The sequence below is a fragment of the Imperialibacter sp. genome (genome assembly GCF_040222385.1).
Classification (GTDB): Bacteria; Bacteroidota; Bacteroidia; order Cytophagales; family Cyclobacteriaceae; genus Imperialibacter.
Genome location: NZ_JAVKDF010000037.1, coordinates 41,569 through 66,368, shown reverse-complemented (window position 1 = coordinate 66,368; position 24,800 = coordinate 41,569). Strand labels below are relative to the sequence as shown.

Annotated in this window: 16 protein-coding genes; 5 read left to right on the top strand and 11 right to left on the bottom strand. The window is 48.2% G+C overall.

The features are described 5' to 3' along the window. Positions 1 to 24 precede the first annotated feature (24 nt). Positions 25 to 450 (top strand): PIN domain-containing protein, encoded by a 426-nt coding sequence (locus tag RIG68_RS19155; RefSeq protein WP_350125904.1) that lies wholly within the window; start codon positions 25 to 27, stop codon positions 448 to 450. Positions 451 to 544: 94 nt separating this feature from the next. Next, a complete protein-coding gene (locus RIG68_RS19150; RefSeq protein ID WP_350125901.1) occupies positions 545 to 3,259 on the top strand; it encodes a formylglycine-generating enzyme family protein in 2,715 nt (904 codons plus the stop codon). Between the two features lie 227 nt (positions 3,260 to 3,486). Here the strand turns inward: RIG68_RS19150 and RIG68_RS19145 are convergent, their stop codons facing one another. The 5 genes from RIG68_RS19145 to RIG68_RS19125 form a co-directional block, all read right to left on the bottom strand. After that, positions 3,487 to 5,358, bottom strand: coding sequence for a metallophosphoesterase (locus RIG68_RS19145; RefSeq protein WP_350125898.1), 1,872 nt, complete (start codon positions 5,356 to 5,358; stop codon positions 3,487 to 3,489). Next, the gene (locus RIG68_RS19140) at positions 5,355 to 7,100 is read right to left on the bottom strand and encodes a metallophosphoesterase family protein (protein ID WP_350125895.1); all 1,746 of its coding nucleotides are present in this window, start codon (positions 7,098 to 7,100) and stop codon (positions 5,355 to 5,357) included. The genes RIG68_RS19145 and RIG68_RS19140 overlap by 4 nt, the downstream gene beginning before the upstream one ends. Continuing rightward, on the bottom strand, positions 7,100 to 8,197 hold the full coding sequence (locus RIG68_RS19135; RefSeq protein ID WP_350125892.1) for an alkaline phosphatase family protein: 1,098 nt from the start codon (positions 8,195 to 8,197) through the stop codon (positions 7,100 to 7,102). Before RIG68_RS19135 ends, RIG68_RS19140 begins: the two co-directional genes overlap by 1 nt. Positions 8,198 to 8,281: 84 nt before the next feature. Further along, positions 8,282 to 9,838, bottom strand: a complete 1,557-nt coding sequence (locus RIG68_RS19130; RefSeq protein ID WP_350125889.1) for a SusD/RagB family nutrient-binding outer membrane lipoprotein — start codon at positions 9,836 to 9,838, stop codon at positions 8,282 to 8,284. 37 nt (positions 9,839 to 9,875) lie between these two features. Next, positions 9,876 to 13,121 carry a SusC/RagA family TonB-linked outer membrane protein gene (locus RIG68_RS19125; RefSeq protein ID WP_350125886.1) on the bottom strand — a complete coding sequence of 1,082 codons (3,246 nt, stop codon included), beginning with the start codon at positions 13,119 to 13,121 and terminating at the stop codon, positions 9,876 to 9,878. Positions 13,122 to 13,575: 454 nt separating this feature from the next. Between RIG68_RS19125 and RIG68_RS19120 the strand changes: the two genes are divergently transcribed. The 3 genes from RIG68_RS19120 to RIG68_RS19110 all read left to right on the top strand — a co-directional run bounded on the left by RIG68_RS19120 (position 13,576) and on the right by RIG68_RS19110 (position 16,702). After that, entirely contained in the window at positions 13,576 to 14,160 is a 585-nt protein-coding gene (locus RIG68_RS19120; RefSeq protein WP_350125722.1) for a helix-turn-helix domain-containing protein, read from the top strand. 85 nt (positions 14,161 to 14,245) lie between these two features. Then, complete coding sequence (locus RIG68_RS19115) at positions 14,246 to 15,376, top strand: TIGR03364 family FAD-dependent oxidoreductase (protein WP_350125883.1); 1,131 nt, start codon at positions 14,246 to 14,248, stop codon at positions 15,374 to 15,376. A gap of 3 nt (positions 15,377 to 15,379) precedes the next feature. Then, a complete protein-coding gene (locus RIG68_RS19110) occupies positions 15,380 to 16,702 on the top strand; it encodes a DUF5690 family protein (protein WP_350125880.1) in 1,323 nt (440 codons plus the stop codon). Here the strand turns inward: RIG68_RS19110 and RIG68_RS19105 are convergent. The 6 genes from RIG68_RS19105 to porU form a co-directional block, all read right to left on the bottom strand. After that, entirely contained in the window at positions 16,691 to 17,347 is a 657-nt protein-coding gene (locus RIG68_RS19105) for a hypothetical protein (protein ID WP_350125877.1), read from the bottom strand. The two genes, RIG68_RS19110 and RIG68_RS19105, sit on opposite strands and share 12 nt — an antisense overlap. A 63-nt stretch (positions 17,348 to 17,410) precedes the next feature. Beyond that, positions 17,411 to 17,974, bottom strand: coding sequence for a phosphonate degradation HD-domain oxygenase (locus RIG68_RS19100; protein WP_350125874.1), 564 nt, complete (start codon positions 17,972 to 17,974; stop codon positions 17,411 to 17,413). Then, a complete protein-coding gene (locus RIG68_RS19095; RefSeq protein WP_350125871.1) occupies positions 17,971 to 18,672 on the bottom strand; it encodes an HAD hydrolase-like protein in 702 nt (233 codons plus the stop codon). The genes RIG68_RS19100 and RIG68_RS19095 overlap by 4 nt, the downstream gene beginning before the upstream one ends. 101 nt (positions 18,673 to 18,773) lie before the next feature. Beyond that, positions 18,774 to 20,042 (bottom strand): M16 family metallopeptidase, encoded by a 1,269-nt coding sequence (locus RIG68_RS19090; protein WP_350125868.1) that lies wholly within the window; start codon positions 20,040 to 20,042, stop codon positions 18,774 to 18,776. Between the two features lie 15 nt (positions 20,043 to 20,057). Next, positions 20,058 to 21,329 carry a type IX secretion system outer membrane channel protein PorV gene (gene porV, locus RIG68_RS19085; RefSeq protein WP_350125865.1) on the bottom strand — a complete coding sequence of 424 codons (1,272 nt, stop codon included), beginning with the start codon at positions 21,327 to 21,329 and terminating at the stop codon, positions 20,058 to 20,060. A gap of 10 nt (positions 21,330 to 21,339) precedes the next feature. Then, complete coding sequence (porU, locus tag RIG68_RS19080) at positions 21,340 to 24,729, bottom strand: type IX secretion system sortase PorU (protein WP_350125862.1); 3,390 nt, start codon at positions 24,727 to 24,729, stop codon at positions 21,340 to 21,342. Between the last annotated feature and the right edge of the window lie 71 nt (positions 24,730 to 24,800).

The following is a 24,800-nucleotide window of genomic DNA, read 5'->3' as shown; positions in this document are numbered from 1 at the left end:
TATCTCACAATGAACCCTGTCCGAATGAAACTCATTTTTGATTCCAATGTTTTCGATGATATTGTTTCTGGTAAATTGAAACTTGAAGTTATCGAAAATTTGAATGCTGAAATCTTCTTGACGCACATTCAAATTGATGAATTAAACAGATGCTCTGATTCTGAAAAAAGAGCTCGCTTGTTTCTGATGTTGATCGAACTTAGACCAACTAAAATTCCAACAGAATCTTTTGTTATTGGAACTTCTAGAATTGGATCTGCAAAAATTGGAGATGGCAAACTGATAGAGAAGCTCCGGAAGGGGAACCGAAAAAAAACCAACGATGCAATAATTGGTGAAACAGCTATAAAAAACTACTTAACACTTATCACCAATGATATAACATTTAGAAATACAGTAATTCAACTCGGCGGGTCAGCTAAAACGGTGCACGAGTTGTTGGCAGAATAAGATGGCTAGCAAGTCGCCAAGCGTGTGGTTAGTGCACAATGAACCATATCAATCTCACCCCTCCTCTTTTCCCAAATCTTCCCGATATTAGTGCATGCGAAAACTGGCCGTCCTTCTTCTGTCCCTAGCTACTTTTTCCGTTAAGGCCCAGCTGTTTGAATACAGTAAAGCTGGTATTCAACGGGTGTCTCTGCCTTCAGGCACTAAATACCAAACAGATCACGTTCCCTTTATCTCTTTCCGGGTCAATGGCAAGGTGATCGGCAGTGCCGTACAGGAAGGTGCTGACAAGAGATTTGAAACTCTTTACACGCATCCATCATCCAAATCTTCCCTGCCTTACAAAATCACTTTCACCTTCAAAAATACCTCGGCCACAGACACCCTCACCATCGAAAATGTGGTGCCGTTTGGTGAAAATCCCGACCATGTGTACATCACCGGGCTGGGAGAACACCGGCTGTCACGCAGCGTGATTTACCGACCGGGCTTTGGCCCCATTGGTGTCATTCTGCCCGACAACGCCTGGGAGCTGGGTTTTGGCATTCTGCCCCTGCCCGATGGCAACGCTGTAGCCGGGCTGGCTCGCCGCCAAAGCTGGGAGAAGGCACAGCGCAAACGATTCGAAACGGTCGTGTACCCTGGTGGTGAGGTCACTTACGAGCTTTGGTATGAGCCGTTCGCTGGCAACTGGCAGGAAGGGCTGCGGCTCATGTTTCAAAAGCATATGCTCTTTGACCTGGAGCAATTTGACAACAGCCTCTTCGACCGCCCTGACCTTGCGTGGATTCGGAAGGCATATGCCATCAATCTGATGATGGCCTGGGACAAAGACTTTTACAACCCCCGCTATGGCATCTATTACCTGCCCAAAACAATCGAAAAAGCAAATCCTTTGCTCGGCGGCTGGGATGTTATTGGTTTCTGGCCCACCTGGCCAGCCCTTGGCCTCGACCAGCGCAATCAGTGGGACATGTTCCGCAACCTGCCAGGCGGCATGAAAGAGCTGAAACGCATCACCACCGATGCTCACAAAGCAGGCACAAAGATTTTCCTCTGCTACAATCCATGGGATGAAAGTACTACCGCTACTACGTTCGCCGAGCAGATGGCAAGCATGACCGACATGCTCAAAGCCACTGACACCGACGGCGTAGTGCTCGACACCAGGGGCAGTAGCAGCGGCGAGATACAAGCGGCAGGCGATGCCGCCAAAGAGGGCGTAATCATGTACAGCGAGGGCATGGCCATTCCCAAAGACATGCCGGGCATTATTTCCGGTAGGGTGCACAATGCACTAGAGTACCCTCCTTTGCTCAACCTCAACAAATTCATCAAGCCTGATTTCGCTATTTTCCGGGTGGCGGAATTGGCCTATGAGCCCATCTTGCGGGAATATAACCTAAGTCTTTTCAACGGCCATGGTGTAGAGATCAATCAGTTCCAACCCGGCCGACCAGAATGGGTAGATGAGCAGTACAAACACCTGGGCAGGATACTGATGGTGCTCCGCAGCAACAGCGATGTTTTCAATTACAGCACCCTCACCCCACTAGTTCCAACGCTTCGGGACAGTGTGTATGTTAACGAGTGGAAGAGTGACGCCAAAACTCTCTACACGATTTACAACGCCAACCCTGAAGGCTTCACGGGGCCTCTGTTTGACCTGGAACTGCCCGACACTCATCACGCCGTCAGCCTGTGGGCGCACCAACCGGTAAGTGTGGAAGGTGGCAAAGCGATTGTTTCCATCGATGGATTTGCGCCTGGCGACCTTGGCACCAACAACGAAGGCACGGTGAGTGTGGTCGCCGTATTTCCGAAAGTGTTGGAGGTCAGCCGCCAGGGCGATGAATTGGCGCTAGAAAGCCCGCCAGGAAAGATCACCTTATCCATCAATGGCCCCAGCTACGACAAAAAACCCTATGAACTGGAAGGCGGAAAGCACAGCCTGTCGCTTAGAAAGACATTTGGCTGGCAAGAGGGCAGCGTGGTCATCCAGTACCTCACCGATGGTGAGCTAATGGATGAAGTGGTATTCGAACTAAAAGCTTCGGATCCCTGGCTGATCTCAAGCTCCGCCAGCACAGCAGGTAACAATATCGACCCAACTTCAGTCCGGATACCCAGCGGCAACTATCACTACAAAGTGGATGCCCGGGAAGGAGAGTTTATTCCTTACCCGAAACAGCTTGAAAAAGACACGCTCATGCACAGCTTCTGGATGGATCGCTACCCGGTAACCAATGCCCAGTACTACGACTTTCTGGCTGCCACCTGCTACCGCCCCAATGACGACACCAATTTTCTTAAACACTGGCCAGGTGGCAAACCAAAGAAAGGAGAAGAAGACTTTCCCGTAGTGTATGTAGACATTGAAGATGCCCGGGCTTATGCGGAGTGGAAGGGATACCGGTTGCCGACCGAGCTGGAATGGCAGTATGCCGCCCAGGCGGGCAATGCCTCCCATACCTGGCCCTGGGGCACCGAGATGGACAGCACTAAAACCAGTCGTGCCAACGGTCAGCCGTTTGCTGTGGGACAATTTCCCGATGGGAAAAACACACTTGGACTCGAAGACCTGGTGGGCAATGTATGGCAACTGACCAACGATGTCTACTTCAATGGCACGAGCGAATTCATAATACTAAAGGGCGGCAGCTACTTCAACCCAACTTCAAGCTGGTGGTATGTAAAAGGTGGCCCCCAGCCCCTTCCCTGGCGACAGATGCTGCTGCGGGTGTCACCGGGGTTTGAAAGAAGTGCTACCGTGGGTTTTAGGTGTGTGGTGGATGAGAAGGATGAGTAGTGATTCGCCGACAAATCTCATTAAGAAACGTAAATATTAACGTTGTCATTGCGAGGAACTTGAACTGGGTTGCATTGTGTGCTCTGGATACAAAGTGACGAAGCAATCCTGTTCACTTCGGAGCCTGAGTGTTAATGACCGGATTGCTTCGGTCGTCGGCCATTTTTAGACACAATTGGTAATTACAATGCTCCCTCGGATGACGTCAAAATCAACAATCCCAAACCCTACTTCCTCAACTCCAAAAAGTCCTTAAGCCTCCCCTCTGTGTCATACATCTTAAAAGAAAGGCTTCCGCCATTCACCCCCACGATGCAATAATGATGACCCCGGTAGGTTTTAGCACTGAACCAGGCCCGGGTAGGCGCAAAGTCTTCGAGGTTGCCTCCGGCACCGCCGGCTTGAATGTAGACGACGCCATTTTGCTCGCTTACTTTATTGGCTTCGATAGGCATCGTGCGCTGGTAGGTGTGCAGGTGGCCGAAGAACACCATGTCCACTCCATACTTCTCGTACAATGGCACAATCTCTCTCACCTTTTTGTCGCCCAGGTCGGTAGGGCCTTCCCAGCTGTTGCCGTAGTCGTCTTCATCAGCGGAGTAGGGGGCATGGTGATGTGCCACAAACTTCCATTTGGCTGTAGAAGCCTTTAGTTTCTCCTCCAGCCATACATACTGCATTTTGCCGGGAGCAAATTCGTCTCGCTGGTTACTGTTGAGCATGAAAAACTCCGCATTGCCGTAGGTAAATGAGTAGTACCCTTCGGGCTCCGGCAGGGCATGGTACTGGTTGTACCAAAATAGATCCGACTCCCCGTTGCCCGCTACCGGGAACACCGGCACCCGGCTGGTGAGCTGCGTCATGGCGGCAAAGTATTCGTAGTTCCATTCAAACTTATGGTGTTCCTGGCCACCGTCGGTTAGGTCGCCCACAATCATGAGAAAGTTGGGGCGCTCGTCCCACAGCATTTTGGCCACCCGGTCGTTCACATGGGGCCGGGCCTCGGTATCGCCAATGATCCCAAAAGCAAATGGAGCATCAGGTTCAACGGCCGTAGCAAAAGTCAGCACACCAGACTCCATTTCCTGCCCATCGTCGGCCACCACTTTCACATTGTAGAAATAGGTGGTGCCCGGCTTCAAATTGTCCAGTTTCAACTCTTGAATGTATTTACCTTCCGAGGCTGGGTCTTCCTTCTTCAGGCTGGCCACAGCCAATTCTTTCTTTTGTTTCAAAGGCAGCGACTCACCGTATTCCACCACAGCCCTTGTTGGCCTGTCTGTTTCCCAGAGCACGTTGATACTGGAAGTGGTAGCATAATTGAGGTAAGGCCCGGCATTAAAATGAAAGGTGTCGGGCCAAAGCTTCCCTTCTTCTACATGCTTTTGAAGGTAAGCGTAACGTTGCTTGATTTCGGAGGCGTTGAGTGGGCGGTTGTAGAGCCTGAAGTTTTTCAGCATATTGCCCAGCTGCATATAGGGTTCGTTGTGCATGTATGAAGCCAGTTCCAGCTCCTTGTCCTGCGTCAGAGCTGCCATCGCTCCCACTTTTTGCTCTTCCAGAAGCTCCCCGTTCAGGTAGAGCTTCATTGAGCTGCCATCGTACACTCCCACCAAATGTCCCCAGTAGTTTTTCCAACCACGAGCCTTGATTTCATGGCTGATGACCGCCGCAAAAGGCTCCTTTTCTGGTTTCAGCGAAAATATGATTTCCCTTTCGTAGACGCCCAACAACCACTGTGGCTCGCCCCCTGTGTATTTGGGCTTCACAGCCGCCAACATGCCCACTGGCTGATTCACATGGTTCACCAACCAATACTCCACGGTAAAGCTGGCAACAGGAAGCTGGTTTTGAGGTAAAATACCCGTAAGCCTCTGGGTGGGCTCCTCCCCTTTCAGCACAAGCGGGATGCTACGGCTGTCCACATTGGCAAACACTGACTCCGGTGCTTTGGGTTGATTGCCGGGAGTATTATTAGCCCTGGCAGGCAATGTGTACTCTGGCCAAAGCCACCAGTCGCCCAGCAGGCCGGTTTTGACATCCTGCGAAAAAACCACTGAGGTTTGCAACGCAAAAAGAAGAAGGAGACAGTTTTTCATTGCTTCGTAAAATCAAATTGATCGATGATATTTTGATCAGGGTCTTTCACTTCCAAATGGATGGCGTCGCCCTGTACAAACATGCGAGCGAGGTGATGCTTCCTGATCAGCCTGTCCATCACTGGGTACTCCGACTTGTCGTCTTCAGGCTCCAGACCTCCTCCGGCCCCTCCAACAATCAGAAAATTGACCTGCTGGTTGCCGTAATTTCTCGTTAGCCTTTCATAATCATGGGTGTGCCCGGTGACAACAAAATCGATGCCCGCCGACTCGTACACAGCTTCTAGCAGCTGCCGAACCACTTCGTCGCCATGGTAACCAGGCCATCCCTGGGAAAGAGGCGGCTGGTGAAGCACTACAAAACGCCAGGTAGCTGATTTCCATGCCGCTGTTTCTATCTCATTTAAAAACCATTCCTTTTGCCGACCTGAGTCAAAACCAATAGGAAAGGCTTCATTAGGGTCGATGGCAATGAAAGCGCAATTACCATACTGCCACGAGAAGTAGTTTTTCCCCGAAGGAGTGGTAATGTACTGATTAAAATTTTTAGGATTGAGGTCGTCGTAATAGCCATCGTAGTCGTGGTTACCCAGCACGAGGTAAAAAGGGAAGCGACCTTTGGCCTGACCAAGACTGGTCAGCAGGCTTTTCCATTGCAGGGAATCGGAGCCGTTGGCCACCAGGTCGCCAGCGCCAAGGCTAAACTTGTCATTATCATCTTTGGTCTGAGCCATCAGTTTGCTGAACGTGTTCCAACCACCCTGACTATCGGCCCAGAGCGTAAATGAAAAAGGGCCGGTGGTTTGCTCCATTTTTGGCACTTCGAATATTTCTGTCCAGGTATCGAGCTGCCGAATCCTGTAAAAACTGGCGTTGCCTAGCTGCTCCAGCGGAAATCTGAACAGTTGCTGTTTGGCTGTCACTATAAACTCAGTGGTAAGGTGACTCGGGTCGTTGCCTGCGAAAATTGTTGTCTGACCACTGCCCGTACTCAACCAATTGAGCTCGAAGTGGCCTTTGTTATTCAGCAAAACAGGGTCGCTGAGCATGGGATATGCACTCAAAAGTGCTTCAACCCTCGTAATATTCTCTATGGTCGGGTGCTCCACAAGAAGGCTTGCAGCTTCCATGGCCTCTGCCGACGGTTCACTCAATCGCAACACCTGATCGACGGCAGCACCTGCTTTTCGATAGAGTGCCAGCTGGTTCTTGTAGTCCCTATAGTTGGCGAGAAGAATCAGTTTCACTGTGCGCAAGCCACCAGCCATGGCATTGTTAAGTACCCTAATCGTCAGCATGTCTCCAGCCGTGGCCGTGAGATAAAACCTGTCGTCAATTAGCCTTTCCAGCTTTTTACCATTGAGGAATACCTGGGCACCATCGTCCGCATTGACCTCCAAAACTGAAGAATCGATGGCGTCAAACACCGGCCGTCGATACCACATGGCGGTGTTTGGAAGAGTAATACGGTGAGGTAAATCGAGCGCTTCGGCCTGTTCCCATTCCGGGAATTCAAAATCCGTCAGACTTTCATTTATTCCAGCTACGTACCGCCAACCTTGATCGATGGGTTGAGTAATAGCAGGTGTTGGTGTCTTGGCCGCTTTCCACTTTTCTGCCAGTGTAAGTCTTACCGAATCCTGCGGCGGAAATATGGTATAGGTTGGGGAAATAATTGAGTCCTGCTGCCGACAACCAAAGGCCGCCAGCAACAGGAGCACAATTACCCTTTTGAAATCCATCACTTGCTGAACATTGAGCCGACAATCGCTCCCGGCTCCAGAGTATTAACATATGTCAGACCCAGCAAGGTAGCTGCGGTGGCTGCTACCTGGTTCTGATATAGTTGCCCATCCTGCTTCACCTCGCCTAATGCTGGCGTATCCGGGCCAATCGCCATCATCCAAATCTCTCCGCCTCCTTCAACCTGGCTGCCATGGCTTCTCCACGTGTCTTTCGGCACAGTGCCTCTTCCGTGATCGGTGGTGATCAGCAGGGTAGTCTTATCTTTATACTTGGGGTTGGATTGGATATACTGCCAAAGCTCTTTTATAAACTGGTCGGTGCGGCGAGCTGAATGTAAATACTCGTCGTATTCACCATCGTGCGCCCAGTCGTCTGTCTCACCATAGCTGATATACACAAGTCTTGGGCTGTTCTTTTTCAGATATTCCATCATAAAATGATGGGTAAAGGCATCAAGCCTCACTCCTCCCCATGGGCCGGGGATTTCGTCCTGCAACTGATTCAAAAAAACTTCCCTGTTTGTCAGATTGCTGCCTGTTGCCTTCATGAATCCGGCATTTACCGGAATGCCGCTTCTTTCAGCGTTGATGATGTAGGGAAACACGTCCCACGAGCCAAAGCCAGCAACTTTGCCTTTGTATTGTGGTTGGTTGTTGACGAACTCAAGCACAGTTTTATTGGGGTTTGGAATCTTGTCGTTGCTGGTAATCCTTTTGTCATCAGCAAATCCGGATAAAATTTCGTTATAGCCGGGATAAGAGAACCACATGCCATTAGCGCAGTTTACTTTGTTTCCCTCGTTGCGGTTGCCATACATCTGCCCCTTTGTTGCAATCTCAGACCAGAAAAAAGGGAACAACTTTTCTCGCCTTGTCTTCGCATCTTCTGCCCAAAACTCTTTCTTCAGAGCTTCTACATTCTCCACATAGTCTTTGTCGCCAATCAGCGCTGCGTCGGCTCCTCCATAGAGCTCCTGCCAGCGAAGGCCGTCAAAAGTAATAATGAAGACATTCTCTGTTTTCAGGTCTTTCTTTTGAGCGAAAGTGCCCAGAGAAAACGCTAAACCGGCAATAAGAAGTAAGGTGTTTTTCATTGTCAATCGGGTTGCTCCAAAAGTTGAGGGGGACAAACGTCCCCCTTACTTCCAGATAGGTTTGAGGCAAAAATTACTTCTTATTTAGTTTACATCCCACCAAACACGGGTGGTAATTGCATCGGTACCCTGGCGGGCAACAGCCGCCTTATAATTGTCAGCATTTAGTGCCTGGGCGTCGCCTGGATACATAAAGCGAACCGGTACGGTAGGAATCACCGCACCAGGGCCAGGTGTAATTGCTGGTATGCCGGTCCTTCTCCAGTCGAACCAGGCCTCCATGCCATTGAAGAAAAGAGCTACCCACTTCTGTGTGCCAATCTTCTGCAATTTCTCAGCTGTCGTGCCAGTGTAAGCAACATCAGCCTGAGCGAAGTAAGCTGCATCAGGTGAAGCCACTTCAATAATCTCAGAATAGTTACCTACCGCAAGCCTCTCCAGGTAATACTCAAAAGAGGCATTGATACCATTGAGGTAGTAGGCTTCGGCCGTACCTGTTGAGATAAAGCCCCGCTCCCTGGCTTCCGCCAAAATGAACTGAAGCTCAGCATAGCTCATTAGCATCGCTTCAGCGGCCGTTGGAGAGGCTCTGTCAGGGTTACAAGCACGACATGCGAACATAAGTCCGATTCTTGAAATGAAATTGGAGCCGACTTTTTCAGGATCCCCGCTTGGCGAATAAGCCAAAGCCTGAGCATCAGCCAGGCCATTAGGGACGCCTGCATAATCAGCATGGCTGCCCACAACACCTGCACCTGAATCGTTGGTAGGCTGAGCATACACAAATAATCTTGGATCATTCAGGTCTTTCAGAATGGTCTCCATGTTGACGCTCAGTCTGTACTCATCAAAAGAGCCCGAACGATTGGTATACTGCGGCTGCTGATTAGGCGCATCTGACAAGTACTCCAACGCTACGTTGTCGTCGTTGCTTTCAAAAATTGGATTTGCCTCAAGGTTACCAAGGATCGCCTGCATCCCTGAAGATGGGTCATTTCGGTCCGACAAACGCATGTAAATTCTCAGGCGTAATGAATTGGCAAATTTTCTCCACTTCATCAGGTCGCCATCAAAAAGGATATCGCCACTAACCGAACCAGTAGCACTAGCCAGAATGGTATTGGCTTCTGCCAACTCTGCCAACACGCCCTGATAAATTGACTCCTGCGTATCAAACGCCGGAAGGTTAGTACCTTCTTTTGCGCTTGTCGCCTCAGAATAAGGAATATCGCCATAGGCATCTGTCATGAAAGAGTACATCCATGACCTCATGATTTTAGCGATGCCAATATATTGCGGCTGTCCAGCTTCCTCTGACAGTATGATGATGTTATTTACATCACGCATGGCATTGTAGAAATTATTGTATGGGTCTCCTTCCGGGCCCCATAGGTACCTGTCTTCACTGGTGAACTGGATTTTTGCAGAATACTGCATCACCACGTTGCCGTAGCCCCACGCCAGTCCCGCCACTTCGTTCACGGGGTTTCTGATGATAGTGGGAAGCAACAATGAAGCTGGTACAGATTCAGGACTGTTAGGGTTTGTGTTAACCTCCTGGAAGTCTTTATCGCATGATGTAGCCACAAAAAGACCAGCCAGCAGTGCTATTGATTTTATAGAATTGCTTTTGATTTTCATTTCTTTTTTCCTTTGAAGTTTTAAAAGATGAACCATCTTAAAGTTTGAAGCTTAGGTTAAAGCCAAAGCTTCTGGCTGAAGGATAAGCCATGTTTTCAACACCTGGCTGAAGTGTGCCACCTGACATAGAAAGTGTTTCCGGGTCGAAGTGAGGGTTTTCAGTCCAAAGCATCAGGTTTCTGCCTACCACAGAGAAGCGAACATCTCTGAAAGGAAGACGACCCATCATAGTGTTAGGGAAGCTGTATCCCACTCTCACTTCACGAAGCTTCACAAAAGACGCATCGTACTTGGCAGCCTCTACGTTATTCCGCTCGTAGTAACGGTTATGCCAGTCACGGCTTGGTATTTTGATCTCGTTGGGGATGTAGTTTCCATCTCCAGTATCAATCACACCCGGGCTAACAATGCCGTTGCCTTCCAGAGAAAGGTCATAACCATTGGCACGTCCGTACAATGTTTCTTCCAGCTGACCTGAAGTGCTACCAATTGTTTTGGTTCTTGACACCACAATGCCTCCCTGACGGATATCGAACAGGAAACCAGCGTAAATGCCCTTGTAAGAGAAGTTGTTGTTGATACCCACCATAAAGTCCGGGTTATAGTTGCCCTGTAGCTTCAACTCGGGGTCTCTCAAAGGAGTGCCCTCAGCCGAGTGGATGATTTGACCGTAGAAAGGACTGCTCTTGTCTTCTACCCTCGCAAAACCAACGCCGTAAATGTTGCCCATTCTTTCACCTTCACGAGCCTGGATGTAGGCACCATTTCTTTCAGTTAGCGTATATGCTTCGATACCTTCTGCCAGCTTTATCACTTTGCTGCGGTTGCTGGTAAAGTTTACATTCACATCCCATTTGAAGCCATTTTCCTTCTTAATAGGCGTTCCCATCAACATCAATTCCTGTCCGTAATTTTGAATTTCACCAGCGTTGATAATTCTGCTGGAGTACCCGGTGGCAATGTCGAGCGTGATAGGGATGATCTGGTCTCTCGTTTTGTTGTCGTAGTGAGTGAAATCTACTCCAAGGCGCCCTTCGAAGAATCTCAAATCCACGCCTATTTCATAAGAAGAAGTTCTTTCAGGCCTCAGTTCAGCGTTGCGAAGGACAGAAGACTCAGATTTAGACTGAATTGATCCCCAGGCAGTGCCAGAGCCATATACATTTGAAAGGCTATATGGGTCGGTATCATTGCCTACTTCAGCGTAAGCAGCCCTTAACTTGGCAAATGAAAGGAAAGTAGGCATGGTAAACATGTCACTCACTACCCCGCTCAATGTTACTGAAGGGTAAAAGTAGCTGTTGTTGTCTACAGGCAATGTACTGGACCAGTCGTTACGGCCGGTTATATCCAGGAAGATCATATTTTTGAAAGCCACCTGACCATAGCCATACAAGCTGTTGATACGCTTCTCTGATCTGCTTTGAGACACTTGGAGCTGAACGGCAGAGTTTGAGAAATTATAGATGCCCGGGATCAAAAGCTGCGGTGCTACTGTCGACTGGAACCTGTTGTTTTGGCTCATTTGGTTGCCCCCGATTGAAAGACCAAAAGCCCAGTCGTCATTCACATTCTTATTGTAAGACAAAAGGAAGTCTGTATTTCTTTCCTGAAAGTATACAGCATCTTCTCTATACATACCAAGCGGGAACCTTTGTGTAGAAAATGCCCTGCGGCGATCTCTCAAGTCGTTGTACAAGTCGTTACCGGTACGTACCATCAGGCTAAGTTCCTTGGTAAATTTGTAGGTAGCAGAGAGGTTTCCGAAGATTCTGTCTTTGTCCTGCCCGTTGGTGTTCTCGTAAGTCGTGAAATAAGGATTGTCGTGGTAATTGTAGTTGTAGTTATACTGTTGCACGCCTTCCAAACCCGGCATCCAATAGTTACTCAGGTTTTGGGTATTGATTTGTCTTCCGTACCAAATCCACAGGTACATTAAGCTTTCAGTACCGTAGCTAATTGCTGGTCTGTTGTCGCTTTGGCTTTTGATATAGTTAATAGTGGAATTGATGGAAAGTTTGTCGGTCAGGTTAAGGCCACCTTTTAGCGACACCGAGTTTCTTGTCAGGTCGGTATTAGGCACCATACCCTTCTGATCCAGATTGGTGTAAGATAAACGGACATTGCCCCAGTCATTGGAAGTACTGAATTCAATATTGTTTGTGCGAGTTACACCTGTTTCAAAAAAGTCGTTTATATTATCAGGCTGAGCCACCCATGGTGTCGGCGTAATCGTGCTACCAGCTGGAGCGTTAAGATCGCCACCACGAAATCCTCCAACGCTTCTTGGAGAGTCGAACTGAGGTATCAATTGTCCGTTTAATTCGGGGCCCCAGCTTTCGTCCACTCCGTCGGCAATACCTGCCCCGGAGCCATCCACAAACGAAAACTGCCCGTTGTTACCCTGACCATACTTGTCCTGCCAATCGGGCATTACAAGTGGATTTTCAAACGTTAAATTGCTATTAACAGCTATACCGATTCCTTTTTGGTTTTTTCCTGATTTAGTGGTGATCAGGATAGCTCCATTGGCCGCTCTTGAGCCATAAAGTGCTGCTGCAGCTGGCCCTTTCAACACAGTCATGGAAGCAATATCATCGGGGTTGATTTCACCAGCTGCGTTGCCATAATCCACTTCGAGGTTACCTGACCCTGAAGCACCATTCACATTGTTGCTTATTGGAATTCCATCCACCACAAACAGCGGCTGATTGGCGTTGATATTTAAAGAAGATTCGCCACGGATAGTGATCCTGGCAGAACCACCCACACCTGCTGCTGCATTGGAAACCTGCACGCCAGCTACTTTACCTGAAAGAGAATTAACTACGTTAGTCTCACGTGCTTCGGTAATGTCCTCGCCATTCACCTGCTGCACCGAGTAGCCAAGCGCCTTCGTTTCTCTTTCGACGCCAAGTGCGGTTACAACCACCTCTGACAAGCTTTTTACGTCGAGTTGCATGGCTACATCAATCACCGACCGGCTGCCAATGGAAACTTCTTGTGAGGTGTAACCTACAAATGAAAAAACTAACGTTGGCTCCTGAGTAATCAGGTCGAGGCGGTAGTCGCCGTTCACCCCTGTAATGGTTCCGTTCGAGGTACCCTTTTCTAATACGGTGAGCCCAATAAGCGGCTCTCCAGCTTCATCTTTCACAACACCGCTTACAGTACGTGACTGTGCCAGTGCGTTGAAAGAAAAAGCCATCAACAAAAGCAGGGAAAGAAAAGCGCTCCCTAAAGCTTTTTGATTAGGTCTTTTTTCTGGTAATGGTTTTTTCATAGTTTTAAATGGTTAAGACGATTTTCGTTTTAGCACAAAGCCTCCACCCATCCTTGTAGAAGGACGTCTTTGCGGACCAGGAAGAGGTATTGGCCGGGAATGTTAGCGCATTTCCGGCTTACTTTTTTTTATCGGCCTCAGGCAATCGAATTGCCTTTTTCGATACATCAAAGGTAGGTGGGCGATATTTACCTATATTAAACTAATATTTAATTCATTGTTAAATATTAGCTACTACTGCCTAGTAGTTTACAAATAGTAAACAAATAGCAAAATTACTGGCTGAATAGATCGGGGAGTGGAATTGCTGGACTAAATTTCAGAAATGCAGCACAAAGTGCAATTCTTGCTGGTTATCAAATGTTAACCTCATCGTTATCTTTCCTTCATCCCCCACCGATTTATTGCTTTTAAAAATGGAGCATGTTTTTTTGACCCCTCAACCGCTTGGATCATGACAGATAACATCATAGGGCAGCTCGGACGCAAGCTGAAACAGACCCGCCTATCAAAAGCACTGAAGCTTTACGAAGTGGCCGCCGAAGCTCATGTGAGCAAGGGTTTGCTATCGAGGATTGAAAATGGACGCACCATCCCATCGCTGCCTGTCCTCATCTCAATAGTTCATGCCCTTCAGGAAGAAGTAGGTACATTCTTTCACGATATCTACAGAATGCAGGAAAAGCCTTACCTGCTGCTCAAAAAAGATGAATACAATGAATTTGAAAAAGAAGGCACCAAGGGATTCAAATACCACCACATTTTAACACGCACCATCTCCACTATTACGGTTGAAACGGTTCTGCTCACCCTGGAGCCTGGGGCCGAAAGAGAAATGGTCACGACGGATGCTTTTGAGTTCAAGTACATGATCAGCGGGTCGGCCCTTTATCATATTGGTAGTGATGCTGTTCTACTGGAAGAGGGCAACAGCTTGTACTTCAATGGAAAAACGCCGCACGCCCCGTCCAATCCCTCAGCATTGCCATGCACCATGCTGGTGGTCTACTTCTTCTTTAATGATGAGCTAATATCATAGGGCACTTCGTAATAAACAGATAAAGGCAGCTTCATCATGCCTTCACTGCTGACTTTCATTTTAGGAGTTCTAACGAACTCAGAGAATGAAGGAGAAAAGTGCAGACGTAATTGTGGTGGGCGCTGGCATTGTAGGCCTGGCGATGGCCTTTCACTCAGCCAAAAAAGGAAAGAAAGTTGTCGTTATTGAACGGTCGCAGCAGGCCCAGGGAGCCAGCATCAGAAATTTTGGTCTGATCTGGCCAATTGGTCAGCCCGGCGGCCCACTACTCGACCGGGCTATGCGAAGCAGAAGCACCTGGCTGGAAGTAGCCCCTGAGGCAGGGATATGGCTGAATGAAAATGGCTCCCTCCAGTTGGCCCATCGTCAGGATGAATGGGATATCATCAACGAATTTTACCAGGCAAATTCAAACGAGGGTTTCCAGATCGAAATAGTTGCTGCTGACAAAGCAAAGCAGCTAAGCCCTGGGATTAAAACTGAGGGTTTGAAAGGCGGGTTGCTCAGCTCAACTGAATGCACAGTTGACCCAAGAGAGGCCATCAGCAAATTGCCCGGCTACCTTGAGAAAAAATACGGAGTTGAAATGGTGTTCGGCACAGCCGTGACGCAGATAGAAAAAAACCGGGTAACGACGGCTGAAATTACCTGGCGGGCTGAGCAAATATTTGTATGCAGCGGCGCCGACTTTGAAACGCTCTTTCCGGAAACCTTCCAGCAAAGCGGCATTACCAAATGCAAACTGCAAATGATGCGCACGGGGGCTCAGCCTCATGCCTGGAAAGTGGGGCCTTCACTTTGCGCCGGACTCACTCTTCTGCATTACGGTGCTTTCAAGGATTGCAAAAGCCTGCCTGCATTACGGGCCAGAGCTCAAACGGATATGCCTGATCTGATCAAGTGGGGCATCCATGTGCTGGTGTCTCAAAACGGAAACGGGGAGTTGGTACTGGGCGACTCCCACGAATACGGCTTATCCCTTTCGCCTTTCGACAGGGAAGAAATCAACGAGCTTATCATGTCTTACCTGAGCACATTCTTTGAAGCACCCAATTTGGCTATTATGGAAAGGTGGCACGGGATTTACCCAAAACTGGAGGGCAAAACTGAATTCGTTGCCAGGGTGAGCGACCACACTACCATCGTTAATGGGCTGAGTGGAGCCGGAATGACATTGTCGTTTGGTCTGGCTGAGGAGCTTACAAACGCACTGTAGCCAATGAGCACCTCCACCAACAACCATCTGGAATCGAAAGTGACAACCTGGCTGCAATCGACCAACAAGATTGCCTTTTCCGCATTCTGTATCCTGGCTGCCTTTTGCACCTACTCCTGTATGTACGCTTTCCGTAAGCCCTTTGCGGTAGCCACCTTCGAAGATGAAGCCTTCTGGGGGATTGACTATAAAATACTACTGATTACCGCACAAGTGCTTGGGTACACGCTATCAAAGTTCATAGGCATACGGGTAATCTCGGAGATGAAAAATAACCGCCGATCCATTTTCATTCTTCTTTTAATCGTTTCCGCTGCACTGGCTCTCCTTGGCTTTGCCCTGGCTCCTGCTCCCTGGGGCATCCTGTTTCTATTTCTCAATGGCTTGCCGCTGGGCATGGTTTGGGGACTGGTGTTCAGCTTTCTCGAAGGCAGGCAAACTACTGAGGTGCTCGGTGCGGGTCTTTCGGTAAGCTTTATCTTCTCCTCTGGTTTTGTAAAAACCATCGGTAAAGTAGTGATGCTTAATTGGGGTGTGAGCGAAGACTGGATGCCTTTTGTTACAGGCAGCCTCTTTTTGCTTCCGCTTCTTGGTTTTGTCTGGCTGCTTGATCGCATTCCAGAGCCAAGCCCCGAAGATGTGGCCATGAGAACCAAGCGGGAACCGATGAGCAAAGCCCAACGCCGTCAGTTTTTAGTAGACTTTGGTGGCGGTATGTTTTTACTCACGCTGGTTTACATCCTGCTCACAGCTTTCCGTGACTTCAGAGATAACTTTTCCGCTGAAATATGGCAGGTGCTTGGCTACGGCGACAATGCGGAAATTTTTACGCTGACAGAAATTCCAGTCTCGATAGCAGTGCTTGTACTACTCGGTCTTATGATGGGGATCAAACAAAACTATAAGGCTTTAAATGCGAACTACCTGATCATCATCGGTGGTTTTGCGGTTAGTGGCGTCAGCACACTGCTTTTCCAAAACCATCTGATTTCACCTCCTCTTTGGATGATTTTGGTGGGGTTCGGTCTCTACCTCGGCTATGTCCCTTTTAACAGCATCCTTTTTGACAGGCTCATCGCCGCTTTTAAGGTGACCGGAAACGTTGGGTTTCTTATTTACCTGGCCGATTCGTTTGGCTACCTTGGCAGCGTGGTTATTCTGTTCTACAAGAACTTCGGCTTCGCCAATTTGAGCTGGCTTGAGTTTTTCACACAGTCGATTTATGTAGTCTCCGTTTCCGGAACCCTCCTGATGGGAATTTGCATGATCTATTTCAGAAGGAAATATGAGAGCAGCGACGGTCTTGCCGTTCTTTCAGTTAGATGAGGCCAATCGGGTCAGTTCAAGGTCTTCCTGACATCCGCCGCTGCCTGAAGAGCAATTTAGGTAGTTAATCATCATTACTATGTCGTAGCTCTCCCTCCAGCTTAGCCGGTGTGTGTCTGCAAAATTGTCCAAATCTTCAAACAGGCCTTTCTCTTTCATGTATTTTTTGAAATTACTGAGAGGCACTATGCTGGCGTTGTGGCAGAAAAAGAAGTCAAAACCTGCTACCTGCTCCCTTAGCATTCGATCATTGATTGAATTGGCGGATGATGCTACATTATCGTATACAGGCTCAATGGATTTTTCCTTCCTCAGTAAGCTAAAGTCCCCCTTGATGACCACTTCGTAGAAAACAGGCTGATTAAACCCCCTTTTATTGGCTATATAAGTGTAGAACTTTCTCCATACCTCAATATGGTCATCAAAAAAACTGAACTGAGATAGCTTGTTAGCGGGGAAAGTCTCAACTGCACTAGCTTTCTCTTCTCCCTTGAATGACACAGCATCCCACTTAGGATGGTACTGGAGCAGTCCCACCTTAACTTCTCCTGACGTTAATACAACAACCCCCTGAGACCATTTCTGGTCTGCAAAAGAATGTAAACAGGAAAATACTACAATAAATACCGTTGCCAGTATTTTCATTGGGTGTTAAATAAGCGTTAACTAAGTTAACATTAATTTAACACACCATTGTCATTTCCAATGTTAAGTTTTCAGGAGATGCCGAACGGCCATTTCTTCGAAATGGCTTAACGGAGGCATAGGATGGTCTTCGAGTTTAGCTTCTTCGTCCCAGTGGCGGAGCGCAATGCTTGGCTCGAATAGTGGATCACGCTTAAAGGCAGCAGCCTCATCGGCGGTCATTCGACCGCCCTGGTACTCAAGTGTTTTTTTACTGGCCTCGGAAAGTTTGTTATAATAAGACTCGTCAGAAAAAGTGAGGTAGCGCTTGGCCGCCACGTGATTTTCCACCAGCTGACATATTTTGCGAGAAAAGCCCTTTTCTCTGAGGAACTTCGACCCGATCTCTTCGTGGCTTTTAACACCGTAGAGCCCCATTTTCTCGACCTGTCCGTCCATTTTGCAAATGTGCCCGATATCATGAAAAAAAGCGGCCAGTATCACTTCATCATCATAACCGGCGGCCTCTGCTAGCTGCGCCGCCTGCACCATGTGCTCAATCTGCGAAACGGGCTCTCCGATGTAGTCGGCATCACCATATGTGCGGTACAAATCGAACACCTCCTTTACAATCTCTTCCGTCTTCATTTTTCCAATATTATTTGCAGTACCTTGGGTAAGCTGTCAGCGATGTGCGTGTGTGGCTCTATCTCCAGCTCCTCCCTGCTGTAGGCTCCGGTTGTGACCCCAATCACCAAACCACAACCTGCCGCTGTGCCTTCCCCAAGGTCGGATGCGGTATCACCCACCTTTGCCACAAAGGAAGCTTCAGTTACCTTGCTTAACTTCATCGCCTTAAAGATCATATCTGGCTCCGGCCTGCCGTGCTCAACCTCGTCACTGGTAATGCTACCATCGAGCAGTTCGCCTTTTAACCAGCCAAGCCGTTCGATAAGCGCATCGGTTGTTTTCCTGTCAAAGCCAGTGTCAACGTATACACTGATACCTGATTCCTTCAGCGCTTTAAATGTGTCAGAAGCCCCTGCCATCTCTTCCACTGACGGGTCTTCTTTATAAAAACTGACCATGTCTGAGACGAAAGCTTCGTGGAGCTCATCAATCATTTCATCGGTCACCCTGATGCTCTCAGGAAGGTGGTACTCGAGAAGTTGCCTCAATGCGACAGGCTTTGGAATACCCATTACCATGGCAGCTTCTTTCATGGTAATTGAAACACCCTGGCGCTGCAGTGTCTTTCTGAGCACCTTTTGTACATCCTGGTTGTCCTGAACGGTGGTGCCCGCCAGGTCAAAAACTACTAGCTGAATTGATCCCATCTTCTGCATTGATTCAAGCGTCAATTTTACAACCGAACACCCGTTTCAAAGTAAGCTGGGGATTAAGATATGGTTAAGTTTTGCAATGGAGGCGGTAAAGAACCCCGAGGTTATATACCTCCCGCAACTACCTGCAACCAATCTTCTTCCTTAAAAGAGTCATTGGCTACTCTCAGCAGGTCTTCTGACGTGGCAGTTCGAATGGAGGTGAGCAGCCTGTTGTAGTGCTCATAATCTAATCCGGCGAAGTGAATGGATCTGAATTTGTCCATCAGGCTGAAGGAGGTGCTGATACTTGACAAAAAGGTGCCTATCATATAGTTCTTCACAGTTTCAAGCTCTTCAGAAGGTACGGGCTCGGTTCTGAGCAGCCTCATTTCCTTTAGAATCTCGTCGATGGATGCAATGGCCACTTCCCGTTTCAAATCGGTTCCAATCACCCAAAAAGCAGCATGTTGGAGATAAGAGAGCGAAGAATAAATACCGTAAGTATAACCTTTGTCCTCTCTGATGTTTTTCATCAACCTTGAGCCAAAATACCCGCCAAAAACCTCATTGAGCAGCATCAAATGGTAGTGGTCTGGGTGATGCTTGTCATGGGCCATTTTCCCCAGCCGAAGCGAAGCCTGCACCGACTCATTCACAGGCAGTATCTCCCTCACCGCAGGGGCAGTAACCACCGGATAGTTTGGCAACGAAACAGCTCTTGAAGGGAAGTCACCAAAAAAGCCTTTTAGCTTCGAAAGCTCCTCGCCGGAAAGCTTGCCAGATACAAATACTTCTGCCTGGCCCCACAGCCTGTTCTTATGGTATTCCTTCAAATCAGCAGAGGTCACTTTTCCCACCTCCTCTTCTGAAAGCTCCTTACCATACGGATGGCTCTGTCCAAAAAGGAGGTGCCTTAGCCCTGACGACGCAAGCGCAGATGTTTTTTGTTTATTCACCCTTATTTGTTGTATCCGCACCTTTTTAAGGGTCTCCAGTTCCTTTTCCGGAAACGAGGCACCTACAACGACGCTCAGGAAGAACGGTACAACCTCCTCCAGATATTTGGTTAGGGAATAAACTGTAAGGGTAACAAAGTCCATTCCCGATGTCGCTTCCCAATACGCTCCGTAGTAGTCAAGCTTGTCAGCAATTTGCCGCCCTGAAAGCTTCTCTGTTCCTTCGAGTAGCATTTTGGTTGTGAAATAGGAGACACCCTCCTTTTCTTCAAACCAGTTGCCCGACCGTAGCACTATCTCTATCCTGCAGACTTCCTGGTCTCCCAGTATCAGCTCGTGGAATTGAATGCCATTGTCAAGCGTACTGCTTGTAACATGTTTTAAATCGGTGCGGGTGGGAATATGAAATTCGGGCGCTGCGGTTCTGTCTAACATCAAAAACTTGGAGGATCAGGAGTCAGGAGTGGTGGAAGTAGGTTCTGCTTTGTCGAAATTAAACAGCAAGCTAAACCTAAGAGTTTCAGCCAATGGGTGATTTTGTACCTGAGGTACCAGATAGGCAAAGTCGATTCCGAATACCTGATAACGGAAGCCAATACCCATGGTGAAATACTTCCTGTCGCCCTTTTGTGGCGTTTCATAGTGGTAGCCAGCTCTTGCAGCAAACACGTCCTTGTACCAGTATTCCACGCCTATCGAAGAGATGATCTCATTCAGCTCCTCGGGAAAGCCGTCAGGTGCATCGCCGAAGGACCCGAACATGCCGCTCAGTAGCGGGCGATAGGGGTCTTTACCACTTTTGATCTTGAACTTATTTGGGTCGTTAGGATCGGGAATGAAGTTGCCATCACCATCAGTTTCGTAAATCGGTGGAGAAGGAACCATCAGCTTATTGAAATCCAAAGCAATAGTGATGGTGTTAAAGGCATCCAAATCGGTCTTAAAAGCCGCACCCAACCGGAAATTGATGGGAATGAAATCTTCGTTGTCGACACTGCTGTACGTAAGCTTTTGTCCGATATTTGAGATGTGAGCACCTGCCGATATGTTGGAGTTGCGCCCGCTGAGCACCAGATCCTTTGTATAATATGAACCTACGTCTACGGCCACACTGGTACCTGCTTTGGCATCTGGTGATGAAGAAAAGCTTCCCGACAAATTAGAGTGGATAAACCTACCGGTGACACCCAGCCCCAGCTCTTCACTTAGCTTCCTTGAATAGGTTGCATCTACAGCAAACTCTCTTGGATTGAAGGTATTGAGAGGCGCACCTGTAATGTCAGTCAACTGTATCTCACCGAGATCAAAGTACCTCATGCTAACTGCGACAGTCTGCACCCGGTCTATTTTTTTATACCCCGACAGGTACGACAACGACATGTCGTTCACAATTTTGGCCAACCAGGGAGTATAGGAAATGGCAAAACCCATGTCCTGCTCAATGAAAGCAAGCTTACCGTTGTTCCAGTGCACCGAGTTGGCGTCGGCGGAAGTAGCTACCCCAACATCACCCATGGCGGCTCCTCTGGCATCAGGCGCAAACCCAAGAAAAGGCACGGCCGTGGAAATTACACGCCGACTGGTATCCTGCCCAGAAATAACTGCACCAGGCTGTGCATAGCTATAAAAACTCAAAAACATTAAGCCAAAAGCAACAAATACACCTGCATTCACGTGCCTGGAAGAATTCAGGGAAGGCTTTTCTATTGTATGTATCTTCAATGTATAAAAATCAATTGGTGAGTATTAGTTTGCCAAAAGCAATATTTTGATTTAAATCTTCTTCATCAACTACAATCAGTCGGTAAATATAAATACCATTTTCGATTCTTCGGCCATTATAGTTCCTGTTCCACTCAGGGCTTTCGACAAAACCCCCTGAATTGTTGGCCTGCCACTCCATTTTGTCGACTACCGCACCACGTTGATCCACCAACTCCATGCTTATGCTCAACAAATGATCGCCCCGGTCATGTTCCAGCCTAAAGGTAATGGATTCTGTGGCGGGATTAGGAAAACTCAGAACGTTCTTTATCCTCACTTTAGTGTCCTCCGAAACTACAAAATCTATGATATTTTCAGCAGCATTGGAAAAAGTATCGAATGCTCTCACTTTCAAGCGATGTTTGCCTTTGGTTTGTGCCCCAAGAGGGTAAAGGACTGTTCCACTGGTGAAATCATCCAGATTTGAAACATAATAGTCGTTCAGGATAACTGGCTCCTGTTCATCTATTTGATAGGTGATGTTCTGCCCTATACCCTTCCCTGAAATATTAATTCCGCTCTCATCTGCCAATTTTACCATCAGTAGTGGATTGGCATTTACCCTGTTGCCCGACCGAAATGAATCATCATTGATAAACGCCTGTATGGCCGGACTCTTAGTGTCGGCGAAGGCGGGCGGTTTCGACCCTCCAAGGTAAAAGTCAATTGTAGCGCCGTTCGCATCCAAAAGGCCGCTTTCGGGTTGGGCATACATGGTGATTTTTCCTCTTGTCTGCTGGTAGGAAATATTTTTAGGGACTACAAATTCGTATGAAAAATCACCGTTCGTTATTGACACTTTGCCTCGGTAAACCACATTGTTCCACAGCTCATAGTTCGTTGGCTGGCTTTCATCGCCCAGGGTGGCAAACGTGGTCGGCTTGTCGTACATATTGACCGTCAGCTTCCCGTTATAATCGACTACCTTCTGATCAAACCCATCCACCACAATTCCTTTCACAACTACCTTGTTCATTGCCGACACGGTATCGGGCACACCGTCTATTGGCACACCGTTTAATTCACTTATTTTCAGGTTGTAGGCTGGGTAGTTGAGCCTCATGGACGGGTCGCCCAATAGTGCAAAGTTGCGATTCACCGGCCCCCGGAGACTGTTATTCTTGGTCTCCCTGATAACGTCGCCCAGGCGTGGATATTCTCCATTAATTTTTGAGAATATGGAAAGGTAAAAAGCCTGATTCAGCACATAGTTGGTGTGAGCGTACACAGGCCGGGTAGTCGTTAGCAAAGCAATCGCTCCACCCTGGGGATTCAGCAGCAGCTCCTCAGCCCCACTGGCAACTGTTGGGTCGTCGTACCTGCCAAACTCACAGGTGGCGGTCACAAACAGCGCCAGCCTTGAGCCATTCTTCCATTTTTTCAGCGAGTCATAGACAACGATCCTTTCATCGGTTAGCACCGTGGCATTGCCATGACCACTGTAGTTGATGATAAAGGCGCCATTGTCCACGGCCTGTCTGATAGCCTCGTAGGTCTCCGGAGAACGGGGTTTACTCTCTATTAAGACTTGTTTAAAAGCGTCGAGGTAAATCTTTTTTATGTTGAACTGAACATAGGCAGTGTCCACATAGTCCGCCAGCCGGTCTGCATCCCGAAGGTGAATATTGAAGTCGCCATCGTCTGCCACAAAGTAGAGGTCATTCCGCCAGCTGCCTACCCCGGAGGGATCAGTGCTATAGCCAATAATTTTATCAACCACTTCCACAGCCTGCTTCACCGCCCACACTGGCAGCCTCCCAACGCCTATATCGGCTATATGGTCTCCGCTGGTTTGCTCAACCCACTCACCCTCATGGTCGTCCAGAAATGCAAAGTAGTCGTCGGAGGAAAAGCTCAAAATCTGATCAAGTGATTCCCTGGATTCATACACAGGCACAAAGTTGTGGTTTTCGGTTCTTGCCTTGTAGTCGAACGAGGCGTCTCCAAAAAGCAGCAGGTACTTCAGCTTTCCGGGCACCACATCATACAAATACTTCATATAGTCCCGGATGGCTGAAATATCCTGCATACCGGAAGAAAACTCGTTGTATACCTGCTGAACGGTGACAACCCTGACATCTAACCCGTCATTCGACCGCCGGAAGTTGGCCAGCCTGTTCGCCTCCGACAAAAAGTTTTTGTGTGCGACAATTACCAAATCCGGAACCTGCCCGTTTTTCAGCTCCTGATTCAATAGTTTTTTGGCAGAGACCGGTGATTTCAGCGAGGCCGGATCAGCTGCTATGAACTCAAACATGTTAGTTTGATCGACCGTGAAGCTAGCCACGGCATTCTCCTTGCTGAACTGCTGACTGATTGGCTGCCTGGGATCGGTCACATCCCAAATCCTATCCACAGCCGTGGCGCTAGCAACGTTGTAGGAAGCGACGCCCTGAATGTCTTTATTTCTGAACACCAACCCACCCGGGCGGTAATTGAGCATCTTCTTCCCCTGCAAAAAGAAGTAGTCGAGATAGCCCAACGAGGTCTTCCCAAAAAAGCGGTTGTAAGTATATTCGACTGAGGTGTTCTCCACCAAACCAATAGCAGAAACAGGCAGCCGGATTGTATCAACGCTCTGAACCCCCAAAGGGTCGTAGTCGCCTTCTCCCCTGGCGCCAACAGCCTGATTGAAGATGACATTTCCGTTTACCCTAATATCGAAAGAACTGGCTCCAAAACTTTGCGTGACAACTGAGGAGATCATTGTTACCTCAGTGCCTGGCAGGTAAGCGCCTTTTCCTCCCTCGAAGGTTAAAGTGGCGTTGCCCGATGAGCTAAAAATTTCGCCCTGCCAATGCCTGCCCGACTTCCCAAGTTTATTGATGTCAACCTCATGCGCAAACAGGTCGTCGTAGGCATCTACTTTCACTCCAGGGGTTCCAAGCGACTCCCGGGTAATCATTCTTTTTCCTTCGCTGCCATCAATCCTGAGAAAATAGTAGGTGGTGTCTGAATATAGATTTCTTTCGTATCGAAAACAGTCACATCCAGCGTCAAAAGAGTATTCGTGGGGATAGTTGCCATAAAACAGCAGGTAGTCAGAGGCATCGAAACGCCCATCCCCCTCGCCTATCACCTGAATACCATTTTCGATCAAATCGAAAGGTCTGGGAGTAGCATTCCTTTGGGGCAACATACCCCCGCCTCCATTGCCGTATATGGCTAGTTTCCTGGGGTCAATCGCCGACACATCAACACCTGCTTTTTGAAGAAAGTCACGGTCGATTTTATACACCCCTTTATCCGTCACTCCAATTTTTAGCCACTCCCCTTCGCTCAACACACTTTGCGCCAAGCTAACCTCACAGGCTAGAAGGGTAATAAGTGAAGCAATAAGAATGATCGGTTTTTTCATTGGGTATTCAGGCCATAGAGAAACGTTGGCTCAGCGAAATTATTCTCCAAAAATAAGAGCATTCAGCTAAG

Excerpts from the sequence above, each read along its gene's own strand:
- RIG68_RS19155 (WP_350125904.1), top strand. The coding sequence starts at position 25 with ATGAAACTCATTTTTGATTCCAATGTTTTCGATGATATTGTTTCTGGT.
- RIG68_RS19150 (WP_350125901.1), top strand. The coding sequence starts at position 545 with ATGCGAAAACTGGCCGTCCTTCTTCTGTCCCTAGCTACTTTTTCCGTT.
- RIG68_RS19145 (WP_350125898.1), bottom strand. The coding sequence starts at position 5,358 with ATGAAAAACTGTCTCCTTCTTCTTTTTGCGTTGCAAACCTCAGTGGTT.
- RIG68_RS19140 (WP_350125895.1), bottom strand. The coding sequence starts at position 7,100 with ATGGATTTCAAAAGGGTAATTGTGCTCCTGTTGCTGGCGGCCTTTGGT.
- RIG68_RS19135 (WP_350125892.1), bottom strand. The coding sequence starts at position 8,197 with ATGAAAAACACCTTACTTCTTATTGCCGGTTTAGCGTTTTCTCTGGGC.
- RIG68_RS19130 (WP_350125889.1), bottom strand. The coding sequence starts at position 9,838 with ATGAAAATCAAAAGCAATTCTATAAAATCAATAGCACTGCTGGCTGGT.
- RIG68_RS19125 (WP_350125886.1), bottom strand. The coding sequence starts at position 13,121 with ATGAAAAAACCATTACCAGAAAAAAGACCTAATCAAAAAGCTTTAGGG.
- RIG68_RS19120 (WP_350125722.1), top strand. The coding sequence starts at position 13,576 with ATGACAGATAACATCATAGGGCAGCTCGGACGCAAGCTGAAACAGACC.
- RIG68_RS19115 (WP_350125883.1), top strand. The coding sequence starts at position 14,246 with ATGAAGGAGAAAAGTGCAGACGTAATTGTGGTGGGCGCTGGCATTGTA.
- RIG68_RS19110 (WP_350125880.1), top strand. The coding sequence starts at position 15,380 with ATGAGCACCTCCACCAACAACCATCTGGAATCGAAAGTGACAACCTGG.
- RIG68_RS19105 (WP_350125877.1), bottom strand. The coding sequence starts at position 17,347 with ATGAAAATACTGGCAACGGTATTTATTGTAGTATTTTCCTGTTTACAT.
- RIG68_RS19100 (WP_350125874.1), bottom strand. The coding sequence starts at position 17,974 with ATGAAGACGGAAGAGATTGTAAAGGAGGTGTTCGATTTGTACCGCACA.
- RIG68_RS19095 (WP_350125871.1), bottom strand. The coding sequence starts at position 18,672 with ATGCAGAAGATGGGATCAATTCAGCTAGTAGTTTTTGACCTGGCGGGC.
- RIG68_RS19090 (WP_350125868.1), bottom strand. The coding sequence starts at position 20,042 with ATGTTAGACAGAACCGCAGCGCCCGAATTTCATATTCCCACCCGCACC.
- porU (WP_350125862.1), bottom strand. The coding sequence starts at position 24,729 with ATGAAAAAACCGATCATTCTTATTGCTTCACTTATTACCCTTCTAGCC.